Genomic DNA, 12,836 nt, shown 5'->3' on the forward strand with positions numbered 1-12,836 from the left:
GGGTCCGGCTCAGTCGCTGGGCGGATCAAGTGGCGGGCATTCCTCGCCGATGACGGTGCCGTCATAGGCCTTGGCCCCGCAATTGTTCAGCTCGTTCCACGCGAAACCGCGCCCATCCGAGGTGATCGCGACGAGGCGGTCCACACCATAATGCACGTTCTTGCCGCCAAGGAACACCCGCGCCTGTCCGGCCTCGATCTGTGCCGCGATATATTCCGCATCGAAACAGTCGAACCAGAACGGCGCGTTGCGCGGGGTCGCACCGGCGACCGTGACATGATCGCGCGCCAGCGTTTCGGGCCGGGCGCCGGTGGTGAAACAGGCGCGATAGCGGATCGGCGAACTGTCCGCATCGATGGCCTGGAACCCGTCATAGGCAATCGGTTCGGGGATCTCGGGCGCGGTCGAAACCAGCAGCACGTCCCGCCCCGGCTCGGGGTCCACGGAATAGTAATAGCCATAGATCTGCAAGTAATAGAGCGCCGCCCCCGCCACCAGCGCGGCCAGCAGAAGCAGCACGATGACAATCCGGCCCAGCGTCATGACGCCGCCCGATTGCCGCGATTGCGGTCAGGATGAATCATGCGGCGTGACCACCGGCGGCGGTCTGCACAAAGGCATCGGCGCATTGCTTGGCAAGGGCGCGGACACGGCCGATATAGGCCTGGCGCTCGGTCACCGAAATCACCCCGCGCGCATCCAGCAGGTTGAAGATATGGCTCGCCTTGATGCACTGGTCATAGGCCGGGTGCGCCATGATGATCCGCTTGCCGGTCTTGGGGTCCTGTGCGGGCTGGGCAAGGATCGCGGCGCATTCTTCTTCGGCTTCTTCGAAGTGGCGCAGCAGCATCTCGGTATTGGCGGTGTCAAAGTTCCAGCGGGCGTATTCCTGTTCGGTCTGTTTGAACACGTCGCCATAGCTCAGAGCAATCGGGGCGTCCGGGTCGTTGAACGGCATGTCCATCACGTGTTCGACACCCAGCACATACATCGCCAGCCGTTCCAGGCCATAGGTCAACTCGCCCGAAACCGGGCTACAGTCATGGCCGCCGACCTGCTGGAAATAGGTAAACTGGCTCACCTCCATGCCATCGCACCAGACCTCCCAGCCAAGCCCCCAGGCACCCAGAGTCGGGCTCTCCCAGTCGTCTTCGACAAACCGGATGTCGTGCAGCTCCATGTCGATGCCGATGGCCGCCAGCGACCCGAGATAGAGCGCCTGCAAATCGGGCGGGCTGGGTTTGATCAGCACCTGGTACTGGTAATAATGCTGCAACCGGTTGGGGTTTTCGCCATAGCGCCCGTCGGTCGGGCGGCGCGACGGCTGAACATAGGCCGCGGCCCAATGCTGGCTGCCCAGGGCACGCAGCGTCGTCGCCGGGTGAAAGGTACCGGCCCCGACCTCCATGTCATAGGGTTGCATAATGGCGCAGCCCTTGGAGGCCCAGTAGGATTGAAGCCTCAGGATGATGTCCTGAAAGGAACGTGGGGCTGTGGTCTGGTCGGTCATGCGGCGTGTCCCGTTGCGGTCCGGAGAATGGCGCCCCTGCCCCGGCGACATGGCCGACAGAAGCGGCTTTTACCTATGCCTGTGGCACAGCGGGGTCAACGCCGCAAAGAGCGCGGGCGCACCGGCGGAAACCCGTGGCAATTGCCGGAGTTTCCTGCTTAGGTGCCGAAAATTCAAGACGGTTCGAGGCAAGGTCTATATGGTCAGGAAGTTTTTCGCATCGCTGCTGGTTGCTGCGTCTATGCTGGGCGGCACGGTTTCGGCGCAACAGGGGCAGGAAGAGGCCGTCTGGGTCCAGATCGAGGCGCACCCGAATTTGCAGGTGGCCCGAACCCGCGCGCAGGACTACGCGGGGCGGCTCGCGGATGTGAACGGCTTTTCTCTGGGCGGCACGTGGTATGGCATCCTGCTCGGGCCATACTTGCCCGCGGATGCGCAACGGGTGCTTCAGGTCTATCGCGGCGACCGGTTGATTCCCTCGGATTCCTTCATCGCCTATTCGCGCAATCTCGGGGCGCAGTTCTGGCCCGAGGGGGCCAACGTCCTGAACCATGGTGTCGTGGCCGCGCCCGTCGCGCAGGCCGAACCACAGGCGGATACGCCCGCTGTCGTCGCCACCCCGTCGGACGAGACCCCCACAGAGGCCCGGCGCAGTGAACGCCTGCTCAGCGCGGATGAGCGCCGGAACCTGCAAATCGCCCTGCGCGCGGCAGGGTTCTACAACTCGGTCATCGACGGCTCGTTCGGGCGCGGCACCCGCCGGTCCATGTCCGACTGGCAGGTGAATAACGGCTTTGAAGCCACCGGCATCCTGACCACCGCGCAGCGCAAGGCGTTGATGGATCAGTATAACGAACCGCTGATCAGCGTGGGAATGGCCCGTGTTGGCGATGCCCGGGCCGGGATCGAGATGGATTTGCCCGCCGGCGTTGTCGGCTTTGACCGCTACGAGCCGCCCTTTGCCCATTACGAGGCCACCAGCGATGCGCTCGCGGCCAAGGTGCTGCTGATCAGCCAGCCGGGAACGCAATCGACGCTGTTTGGCCTCTATGACATCATGCAGACGCTGGAAATCGTGCCGCTGGACGGCGCGCGCCAGCGTGGCCGGAACAGCTTTACCCTCGAAGGGCATGGCAAGACATTTACCTCTTACACCGAGGCCAGCCTTGAAAATGGCGAGATCAAGGGGTTCACCCTGATCTGGCCCAATGGCGACGAGGCGCGCCGGCAGCGGGTGCTCGAAGCGATGAAGGCCAGCTTTGGCCGGACACCGGGGGTTCTGGACCCCGCGGCCGGGGCCGACACGGTGCAGGATGTCGATCTGGTGGCCGGGCTTGAGGTCCGCAAACCCCGCCTGTCGCGGTCCGGGTTTTACGTCGATGGCAAGGGGACGGTGATCACCACCTCGGATGCGGCGGCGGGCTGCACCCGGATCACGCTGGACGAGGAATACCAGGCCGACCTGGTGACCAGCGATGAACGGCTGGGGATCGCGGTGCTGCGCCCGCAGCAATCGCTGGCGCCGATGTCGGTGGCCCGGTTCCGCGCTGCCAAGGGGCGGCTGCAATCCGAGATCGCGGTGGCCGGCTTCAGCTATGAGGGCAAGCTGGGCGCGCCCACCCTGACCTTTGGCACGCTGGCGGATGTCAAAGGGCTGCGCGGCGAAACCGGGATGAGCCGCCTGGCACTGAACGCCCTGCCCGGCGACGCGGGCGGCCCGGTGCTCGACGCGGGTGGCGGCGTGCTGGGAATGCTGCTGCCCAAGACCACGGATGATGGCAAGCAACTTCCTGCGGATGTGAGCTTTGCCGCCGATGCGGACAGCATCCGCTCCATCATGGACACCGCCGGGCTGAGCGTCGAGGACGATACCGAACACACCGATCTTGCCCCTGCCGAGGTGAGCCGCATCGCGTCGGGCATGACCGTTCTGGTCAGCTGCTGGGACTAGGGCCGCAACGGAACACGCCGTTTTTCTTGGACATGGCCGGTCCCGTGTGGTGACATGCACGGGACCAAGGAGAGAACCGGAATGTCACGATCGCGCCCGCTCGCCATGCTCCCCGCGCTGTTGATTGCGACGGCGTGCGCCAAAAGCGGAGCCAATTACACGCCGGTGATCGACGGCCCCAAGGGGCCAACCTATGAGTCCGATCTGGCCGCCTGTCAGCAGCTCGCGGCCTCGGGCGGTGTCGTGGACGGGCGGGTTGCCGGCTCGACCGCCGCGGGCGCGGGGATCGGTGCGGCCTCGACGGTGATCTGGAACGGCAACAGCGACAACCTCGGAGAAGCCGCCGCCGTGGGCGCGATTGCCGGTCTGGCCTCGGGCATCGCGCGCCAGAACAACAGCCGCGAGAACATCGTCCGCAACTGCATGTCCGGGCGCGGCTACCGGGTGCTGGGCTAGGCCCGCACCCGACGGGATCAGCCCCTAGATACCACCCGTGCCGGTGATCGCCGGCGTGACATGGATCAGGGTCGGACCATCCGCCGCAAAGGCGGCGCGCACGTCATTCTGCAAATCCTGCAAGGTCTTGGGAGACGTGGCACGGGCACCATAGGCTTCGGCCAGCTTGCAGAAATCCGGATTGCGGGCGATCACCGCGTTGGGCGCGATCTGGGCGCGGGTCATGCTGTCTTCGATTTCCTTGAGCTTGCCATTGTCCCACAACAGGATCGGCAGCGGCAAGCCCAGTTCGACCGCCGCCCCAAGCTCGGCCACGGTATACTGGAACCCGTAATCGCCGATGATCACCATGGTCTGCTTGCCCGGACGGCCCACCGCCCCCCCGATACCGGCGGGCAACGCATAGCCAAGCGTGCCAAAGCCGCTGGGATGGTGCCAGTGGCCCGGGCGATGCATGGGCCAGATTTCATTGGCGACATAGGCAAACTGCGTCATGTCCGAATAGATCATCGTATCCGCTGACAGCACCTCGCCAAGCGCATCGCAGATCGGCGCAATGCCCGGACGTTCCGCCGATGTTTCCGCGCGCCAGCGGTCGCGGGCATCGGAAACCTCCCTGGCATCCCAGCCGGTCCTTGGCGCAAAGGTCTCGGTCGCCTCTTGCAGGGCCACCGCAACATCACGCGCATCGGCGCGGATCTTGACCGTTGCCCGTTGCGCGTCCGACAGGCAGGTCGGGTCCAGATCGACCCGCACCAGCGGCGCCTTGTGCCCGAGATGCGCGCGCCAGAGATCCACCTCGGCCAGCTCGGTGCCGATGGCAATGACCAGATCGGCGCTGGCGATGATGTCGGCACTTCCGGGGCGGGCAAGGGTCGAGCCAAAATCAAGCGGATACCCCGCCCCGACACAGCCGCGCCCGGCATAGGTGGTGAAGCAGGCCGCACCGGTTTGCGACATGATCTGCCGCCAGAAGGCCCCCTTTGCGCCACCGCCCAGGATGAACAACGGCCGCCGTGCCACGTTCAGCAGCGACAGGATCGGCGCGATCTCGGCCTGGCCTGCGGTGCAGGGTTTCGCCGGCATGTTCGGGGCCGGGGCAGCATCGGCAAGCGCTTCAAGCTGTGCAATCGGCACCTGGATATGCTTGGCCCGGGGCCGGTCGCTCTCGAATTCCTCGAGCGCGCGGTCAACCAGCCCATAGGCCGCCTGTGCGCTGAGCGCGGTCGCCGACCAGTCACACACGGTGGCGGCGGCGACTTCCTGATCGTTCATCTGGTGCAGTTGCCCCTTGCGCGCGGCGGTCTCATCAAGACAGGACGAGATCGCCAGCACCGGAACCGAATCCGATTGCGCCTGTCCCAGCGGTGTCATGATGTTGCAGAGCCCCGGTCCGGTGATCACATAGGCCACCCCCGGCTTGCCGGTGGCACGGGCATAGCCATCGGCCATGAACCCCGCCCCCTGTTCGTGGCGCGCGAGAACATGGGTGATCCCCGCCTCTTCGATGCCGCGATACATTTCCTGGTTATGTACGCCAGGAATGCCAAAGATCACATCGACGCCGCGATCACGCAGCATGTGGGAAATCTGCGCGCCAAGCGGGCGGCGATTGGACGGTGCGGTGTCAGGCATCAGGCCCTCCAGAATTGAACGGTAAAGATAACAAAGATCGCCATCAGCTCGAGACGCCCGCAAAGCATCGCAAAGGACAGGATCCATTTGGCGGAATCGTTGAGCGTGGCAAAGTTGCCCGCCGGGCCGATGATGTCGCCAAGCCCCGGCCCGACATTTGCAACGGCGGTCGCGGCCCCCGAGATCGAGGTTACGAAATCCAGCCCGGTCATCGCCAGCGCCCAGCTGACGATCCCGATGGTGACGATGAAGAACACGAAGAACGACATGACCGAGTTCAACACGTCGTCATCCACCCGCTTGCCGTCATAGCGCGGGATGAATACCCCGTTGGGCAACCGGATGCGTTGCAGCTGTACGCGGATTGACGCAAAGAGCAGCTGGAAACGGAAGATCTTGATCGAACAGGTTGTCGAACCGGCGCAACCGCCGATCAGCCCGATCAGGAAAAACAGCGTCACCAGAAGCGGCCCCCAGGTCATGTAATCGACGCTGGCATAGCCCGTACCGCTGATGATCGAGGTGATGTTGAACAGCGCCTCGCGAAAGGACTGCTCCCAGTGGTGGGGAAAGATACGCTGAAGTTCCGCCCACATGACCAGCACCAGAACGAGGATGGTGCCAAAAAACGCCCGGATCTGCGGATCGCGCCAGATCGCGTTCGAATTGCCGTTCATCAATTGCACATAGCGCACAAAGGGCAGCGCCGCGAGGATCATGAAAATCGACGCGACATATTCCAGCGGCCCCGAGAAGGTCGCGAAAGAAGCATCGTAATTGGCAAAACCGCCGGTCGAAACCGTGGTCAGCGCATGCACCACCGCGTCAAACATATCCATGCCAAGCGCCGCATAGCTGGCGATACAGCCGAATGTCAGGGCCAGGTAGATCACCGAGATCTGGCTTGAGATTTCGGTGGCGCGGGGCAGGATTTTTCCCATTGTATCAAAGGCTTCTGAACGGAATATCTGCATGCCGCCAACCCGCAGCTCGGGCAGGAAGACCATCGCCACCACGACAACCCCCACCCCGCCCAGCCACTGCAGCAGGCCACGCCACAACAGCAACCCATGCGGCAGGTCGTCCAGACCGCTGATCACCGTGGACCCGGTGGTGGTGAGGCCCGACATGGATTCGAAATAGGCATCGGTAAAGGACAGCTGGGTTTGCCCCAGCATCAACGGCAGCGCGCCAAACAGGGGCAAGGCGACCCATACCGCCGAGGTGAGCAGAAAGATCTGCTGAATGGTGAGCCCCTGCTTGACCCCGTTGGCGCAGCTGAGCGCGGTGACGCCGCCGGCCATAACGGTTATGACCGCACATTCAAAGAACACCGGCCAGTGTTCGTTGCCGTAATAGAGATCGGTGAACATCGGCAACAGCATCGCCCCGCCGAGAATGGCGATAAGCAATCCGATCACGTATCCAACTGGGCGCAGATCCATCATGGGGCGCAGCGTTGGCGTGCCCAGCAAGGCGTGTCAAGCATCGCCCGTTACCGCCCCGATGAGATCCGCAAAGACAAAGGCCGGGATGTCACCGCGCCGCAGCCCGATTTCACCGAGTTCGGCATCGCTGAGCGCTTCGAGCATCATGAGCTGGTGCAGCCTTCCCTGGCTGATCAGACCGGCGTTGAACCCCTGCCCCTGTTCGGCAAAAAAGCAATCTAGCCGACGGCGCCACCCGGCGGCGGCGTATTCGATTTGGATCGTGTCTTTGTTCATTGGAAACCTCGATCAGGATCGTCCGGTTTCCTCCCACACGGGGCAATCATAACAGATTTGCCATTCATCTGACAGGCATTTTCTGCGCCGCAGCATAAACGCAAACGCGGCCCGCATTCCTGCGGACCGCGTCTTGATCACCCGTCTCTGTCGCGCTGCGGGGAATTTAGGCCGCCGCGCACGCGTCCTGAGAGATTACGATTTGGGCGTTGTGGTCGCCGAAGACGCTGCGGGGCTCGCAGCTTTGGGCGCGGCCTTGGCGGCAGGTTTCGCTGCGGCCTTGGCGGCCGGGGCCGGAGTGGCTTTGGCAGCCCGTTTCGGAGCCGCTTTGGCAGCGGGTTTGGGTGCAGCAGCCGGCGCGGCCTTGGCAGCCGGTTTCGGTGCAGCCTTGGCAGCGGGAGCCGAAGCTGCTTTGGCCGCAGGCTTCGCAGCGGGAGCCGGAGCCGCTTTGGCCGCAGGCTTCGGGGCGGGTTTCGCGGCAGGAGCCGGCGCCGCTTTGGCAGCGGGCTTCGGGGCGGGTTTCGCGACCGGAGCCGAAGCCGTTTTGGCAGCGGGCTTCGGGGCGGGTTTCGCGACCGGAGCCGAAGCCGTTTTGGCAGCGGGCTTCGGGGCGGGTTTCGCGACCGGAGCCGAAGCCGTTTTGGCAGCGGGTTTCACAACAGGGGCCGGCGCAGGCTTGGCAGCCGGGGCAGGCTTGGCGGCGGGCTTCGGCGCAGCCTTGGCCGAGGGTACGGTGGCAAAGCCGGTGCTTTGCATCGCCCGGATCGGTGCCATCTGGGCCTGCCAGGCCGTGCGGGTCATCATCTCGACGAATTTGAGATTGTTGCTGAAAATCTTGCTGGTCATCCGCGCATATGCGGCCTGTACGTCCAGCGCGTTGGGCAATGGGGTCATTCTGGTCTTACTCCGTTCAAACGTGTTCAGTTTCCGGCAACGCGTTGGCCGAATACAAGCGGGCCGCGATCGATCAATCGTTCGCGATTGGCGCTGGCCTTGCTTGAAATCGGCTCAAGTGTTTCCCGAAACACTCGGTCGGGGCTGTCCCCGGACATCATTGCAAAGGTGCCGCTGAGAAAGGCCTCGATGAATGCCGGATATTTTTCGCCGATCATCGCCTGGCTCTCGCCCTCCGGCAATGACCACGCCCCGGACAGGCCGAGCAAACGCATGGTCAGCACCCATTGGGTATCCGCCATCAGTTTGGCAACACTTGCCCATGTATCCGCCATTTCGCCAAAGCGGTCGATCGCCTGGTTCATCTGTTCTGCCTCCGGCGGGCCCTTCCCGGATATCCCGAGACAGATTCAGCCCTGCTCTGCCCCTTACATACACGACAAATACGTGCATTGCAGCAGGGAATGCTGCGATGCGGCGTAATTGCACGTCTTGCGGTGTAAGTGCCCGATGCCAATGCCGATTTCGCCAGCAGGAAAACGCCAGCGCAGGTGCGGACACCGCATCCGTAGCCAAGAGAATCAGCCGGGATGAACCAACGTGCCGAACAACCGTGGGTCGAGACTCTGCGCAGCAAACAACTCGCCCTCGGTCAGGATGCTGACCGCGTCATGGCTGTGCAGGCTTTCCTGGTGACTGGCGACCACGCGGAAATCGCCGATACGGTGATCGGCCTTGAGCTGCTCGCAAAACAGCCGCGCCGCGTCTTCGACAAAGATCGGGTTGGCGGCATTCAGTTCGGCAAAGGCCTGCTCGTCCTCGCGTTTCACCATGACCTGTGTCTCGGTCGGCACGGCACGGCGGCAGGCTTCGATCAGATCCTCGAACCACAGGCAGCCGGCATCGCGCTCGATCTCGACCGAGATCCGCGCCACGGATCGCTGGGAATGCGGCGTCGCGAGCTGGTTGCGCAGGGCGCGGGCATGTTCGGAGAGCTCCAGCGAACAGGGGCAGGTCGAAGAATAGACATAGTCCAGATGCATGATCTTCTTGCGGATTCCGGCGGATTCCACCAGTTCCAGCGCGATATCGTAATATTGGTACCCGGACAGGCCGGAACGCAGGCTTTCAACCCGTGCGGGAAAGGAAAAGCGCATCTGGATCCGCGCGTCCAGGCTGTCGAGATCGGTCATGTAGTCGTCAAGCGCCGCCTCGATCACTTCGAAGCTGAAGGTGCGCTCGGAATGCTTGTAAAAGCTGCGCATGATGCGCGACATGTTGATGCCCTTCTTGTCGGCATCAAGGCTCACCGTACCGGTGACCGAGGTTTCCAGCGTCAGATCGCCGTCGCGCTTGGTATGAAACCGGATCGGCAGGCGAAAATTGCTGATCCCCACATGCTGGATCTGTTGCTGCGAGCCGCGGATCAGACTGGACGGGCCGTTCTGAAGGTCGGGCATCGACGCCTTGTAGGCCGCGTCGACCGTGAAATCCTCGGGATATTCGCGCGACAGCGACGGATAATTCAGACCCGATTCGGGCAGCAGCCGGGCAATCGCGGGATCCAGCGCCAGGATCTCGGCCTCGCTCGCGCCACGGGCCCAGGCACGCAACACATCCAGCGCAACCTTGGCCTGGCTGTCATCCGGGGTACGTTCGATATCCGGCGTGTGGATGTTCATTTCGCGCTCCTGTCCTGCCCAGCCGGGCGGTTGTGCAGACCCTACATAGTTTGTTGCGGTGGGTATTTCCATTGCCACCTTTGACTACGCACGAAACGCCGCAGCGGATCAGCCGCCAGCGTAGATTGGCAACGGGCTGGACAGGGCCGTCTGCCGCCGCCTAGGCTTGGGCCGCGGCCCGCCCATCGGAGGAGCAAGAATGGAACCGCCAGCAGATACGGCGCGCGCGCCCCTTTCCGGTGATGACAGCGCGGCGATCAGACACGCCACGGAGCATGCCATCGCCTATCGCGAATCACTGGTGGACGGGCGGGTCACACCAGCGCTGCGCCCTGCCGAGATCTCCGCCCGTTTCGCCACGCCGTTGCCGCCACATGGCCAAGACGCCGCGACCGTCATCCGCGATCTCGTGGAGCAGGCCGCGGGGGGCATCCACGGTCACGGTTCGCCCCGGTTTTTCGGTTATGTCTGTGGCGGATCGATGCCGGTGGGCGTCGCGGCGGATATTCTCGTCTCGGCCTGGGGGCAGAATGCGGCCTCGTCCTGGGAGAGCCCGTCGGTCGCGGTAATCGAGCAGACCCTGTGCCGCTGGTGCCTCGACCTGCTGGCCTTGCCGGCGGGGTGCGGTGTCGGTCTGGTGACCGGCGCCACGGTGGCGAATACCCAGGGCATCATCGCCGCCCGCGATGCCTTGCTTGCCCGGCAGGGTTGGGACATTGCCGCGCAGGGCCTGTTCGGGGCACCCGAGATTCCGGTGCTGATCGGTGCCGACGCGCATTCTGCTCCGCTCGCCGGCCTGAAATATGCCGGTTTCGGGCTGGATCGGGCCGTGCGGGTCGCCACGGATGATCAGGGGCGCATGCAGATCGACGCGGTTCGAACGGCGCTTGCAGCCTGCAACGCCCCGCCGCTGGTTGTCTTGCAGGCGGGCCAGATCAACACCGGGGCGTTCGATCCCTTTGCCGAAATCATGCCGCTGGTGCGGGATATGCGCGGATGGGTGCACGTGGACGGAGCTTTTGGCCTGTGGCTGCACGCGGTTCCCGACCTGCGCCACCGGCTTGCGGGCGTGGCCGATGCCGACAGTTGGGCCGTCGACCTGCACAAATGGCTGAACGCGCCCTATGATGCGGGCCTGTGCATCCTGCGCGAGCGCGCGGCGCTGGTCTCGGCGATGAGCGCGCGCGGAGCCTATCTGCCGGATACCGGCGAGACCTGGGAACCCAGCGACAGCACGTTCGAGCTCAGCCGCCGGGCGCGCGGCGTGCCAAGCTATGCCATCCTGAAACATCTCGGGGTGTCCGGCCTGCAAGAGATGATCTCACGCCACTGCGCGCTGGCCACATATCTGGCAGAGCGGCTCACCGATGAACCGGGGCTTGCGGTGGTGAACGACGTGGTCGCCAACCAGGTGGCGATACGCTGCGACACTGACGAACTGACCCGCAAGGTGCTGCAACAGGTGCAGACGAGCGGCCGGGTCTATCCCAGCCACGGCGTCTGGCGCGGCCGCCAGATCATTCGCGTATCGATCAGCAACCACGCAACCAGCCGCGCGGATATTGACCTGTTGGTCGATGAGCTGCGCAGCGCCTTTCAACTGGTCCAGCGCGGCAACGTCTAGTCCGCGGCCGCCAGCGCCCGTTTGACATCCGCGATCAGATCGTCGGTATCCTCGATCCCCACCGAAAATCGCACCAGCCCCGGCGTGATCCCGAGATCGGCGCGCTGCTCTTCGCTCAGACGCTGATGGGTGGTTGTCGCCGGATGCGTCACGATTGATTTCGCATCCCCGAGATTATTGGAAATCTTCGGGATGCTCAGCGCATTGAGAAAGCGAAACGCTGCATCCTGCCCTCCCCTGAGATCAAGCGACACGACCGTACCGCCCTTGCCCATCTGCGATTGGCAAAGCGCGTGCTGGGCATGCGAGGGATGCCCCGGATAGAGCACCCGCGCCAGGGCGTCATGACCTTGCAACGCATCGGCAATCGCCAGCGCCGACGCCGCCTGGGCATTCACCCGCAGCGACATGGTTTCCAGCCCCTTGAGCATGATCCACGCACTGAACGGGCTCATCGCGCCACCGGTGTGTTTCATATAGGGTTCGACAGTCTTGCGAATGAACGCGCGGGTGCCGAGGATGATCCCGCCAAGCGCCCTGCCCTGGCCATCGATATGCTTGGTGGCGGAATAGACCACCACATCCGCACCCTGTTCGATTGCCCGCGAAAACACCGGCGTGGCAAACACGTTGTCAACCAGTACGGTTGCGCCAACCGCATGGGCCAGCGCGCTGACGGCGGCAATGTCGATCACTTCCAGCGTCGGGTTGGACATCGACTCAAAGAAAACCGCGCGGGTGTCGGGACGAATGGCGGCCTTCCACTGGTCAAGATCGGTGCCATCGACAAAGGTCACTTCGACGCCAAAGCGCGTCAGGACATCCTCAAGAACATAGAGGCACGACCCGAACAAGGCCCGCGCCGACACCACGTGATCCCCCGCCTTGAGCATCGCCGTCAATGCCCCCGAGACCGCCGCCATGCCGGATGCGGCGGCAAACGCGTCCTCGGCCCCTTCCAGCGCCGCAATGCGCTCCTCGAACATGCGCACCGTCGGGTTGCCATAGCGGGCATAGATGAACTCATCCTCGCCGGCCTCGATAAACCGCGCCTCGGCGGCCTCGGCGCTGTCGTAAACAAACCCCTGCGTCAGAAAGATCGCTTCGCTCACTTCGCCATACTGACTGCGCCGCGTGCCACCGTGTACGGCCGTCGTGCTCTTGTTCCAGGTCTTGGTCATATCACCCTCTTGCTCATGTGGGGGCGCATCAAAAATGGCCCCGATCGCGGTCAAGCGAAAGGAGCCTTTCATCCTGACCTTTTAGCGGTGTTGTTTATCGTGGCCCGCAATCCGGTAACAAATCGCCACGTCGTCTGCCTGCTGCTTAGCGCGACAGGGGGCGGCGGGTCAAGCCATTG

At 63.8% G+C, this 12,836-nt stretch carries 12 protein-coding genes and 1 riboswitch; of the genes, 3 read left to right on the forward strand and 9 right to left on the reverse strand.

The window, feature by feature from the left end:
• Positions 1–9: 9 nt before the first annotated feature.
• Positions 10–543, reverse strand: a complete 534-nt coding sequence (locus tag ACP15R_RS02040) for a DUF6446 family protein (protein WP_424984700.1) — start codon at positions 541–543, stop codon at positions 10–12.
• A gap of 37 nt (positions 544–580) precedes the next feature.
• Positions 581–1,510, reverse strand: coding sequence for a glycine--tRNA ligase subunit alpha (locus tag ACP15R_RS02045; RefSeq protein ID WP_424984701.1), 930 nt, complete (start codon positions 1,508–1,510; stop codon positions 581–583).
• Positions 1,511–1,709: 199 nt separating this feature from the next.
• Here ACP15R_RS02045 and ACP15R_RS02050 point away from each other — a divergent pair, with 199 nt between their 5' ends.
• Positions 1,710–3,461: a serine protease gene (locus ACP15R_RS02050; RefSeq protein WP_424984702.1), complete on the forward strand. Its 1,752-nt coding sequence runs from the start codon at positions 1,710–1,712 to the stop codon at positions 3,459–3,461.
• An 81-nt stretch (positions 3,462–3,542) separates the two neighbouring features.
• On the forward strand, positions 3,543–3,917 hold the full coding sequence (locus ACP15R_RS02055; RefSeq protein ID WP_424984703.1) for a glycine zipper family protein: 375 nt from the start codon (positions 3,543–3,545) through the stop codon (positions 3,915–3,917).
• Positions 3,918–3,941: 24 nt separating this feature from the next.
• Here ACP15R_RS02055 and ACP15R_RS02060 read toward each other — a convergent pair whose 3' ends face one another.
• From ACP15R_RS02060 to folE2, 6 genes are all read right to left on the reverse strand, one after another.
• Positions 3,942–5,552 carry a thiamine pyrophosphate-binding protein gene (locus tag ACP15R_RS02060; RefSeq protein WP_424984704.1) on the reverse strand — a complete coding sequence of 537 codons (1,611 nt, stop codon included), beginning with the start codon at positions 5,550–5,552 and terminating at the stop codon, positions 3,942–3,944.
• A complete protein-coding gene (locus tag ACP15R_RS02065) occupies positions 5,552–6,973 on the reverse strand; it encodes a TrkH family potassium uptake protein (RefSeq protein ID WP_424984705.1) in 1,422 nt (473 codons plus the stop codon). Before ACP15R_RS02065 ends, ACP15R_RS02060 begins: the two co-directional genes overlap by 1 nt.
• Before the next feature lie 60 nt (positions 6,974–7,033).
• The gene (locus ACP15R_RS02070; protein WP_424984706.1) at positions 7,034–7,276 is read right to left on the reverse strand and encodes a hypothetical protein; all 243 of its coding nucleotides are present in this window, start codon (positions 7,274–7,276) and stop codon (positions 7,034–7,036) included.
• Between the two features lie 195 nt (positions 7,277–7,471).
• Positions 7,472–8,170 carry a hypothetical protein gene (locus ACP15R_RS02075; protein WP_424984707.1) on the reverse strand — a complete coding sequence of 233 codons (699 nt, stop codon included), beginning with the start codon at positions 8,168–8,170 and terminating at the stop codon, positions 7,472–7,474.
• A gap of 26 nt (positions 8,171–8,196) precedes the next feature.
• Complete coding sequence (locus tag ACP15R_RS02080) at positions 8,197–8,535, reverse strand: hypothetical protein (protein ID WP_424984708.1); 339 nt, start codon at positions 8,533–8,535, stop codon at positions 8,197–8,199.
• Positions 8,536–8,751: 216 nt separating this feature from the next.
• Complete coding sequence (gene folE2 / locus ACP15R_RS02085) at positions 8,752–9,852, reverse strand: GTP cyclohydrolase FolE2 (RefSeq protein WP_424984709.1); 1,101 nt, start codon at positions 9,850–9,852, stop codon at positions 8,752–8,754.
• Positions 9,853–10,051: 199 nt separating this feature from the next.
• Between folE2 and ACP15R_RS02090 the strand changes: the two genes are divergently transcribed.
• Positions 10,052–11,476 carry a pyridoxal phosphate-dependent decarboxylase family protein gene (locus ACP15R_RS02090; protein ID WP_424984710.1) on the forward strand — a complete coding sequence of 475 codons (1,425 nt, stop codon included), beginning with the start codon at positions 10,052–10,054 and terminating at the stop codon, positions 11,474–11,476.
• Here the strand turns inward: ACP15R_RS02090 and metZ are convergent.
• Positions 11,473–12,657, reverse strand: coding sequence for an O-succinylhomoserine sulfhydrylase (gene metZ / locus ACP15R_RS02095; protein ID WP_424984711.1), 1,185 nt, complete (start codon positions 12,655–12,657; stop codon positions 11,473–11,475). The genes ACP15R_RS02090 and metZ overlap by 4 nt on opposite strands.
• A gap of 61 nt (positions 12,658–12,718) precedes the next feature.
• A riboswitch (SAM riboswitch) is annotated at positions 12,719–12,796 on the reverse strand.
• Positions 12,797–12,836: the final 40 nt, after the last annotated feature.

This window comes from Microbulbifer sp. S227A, from assembly GCF_049800935.1.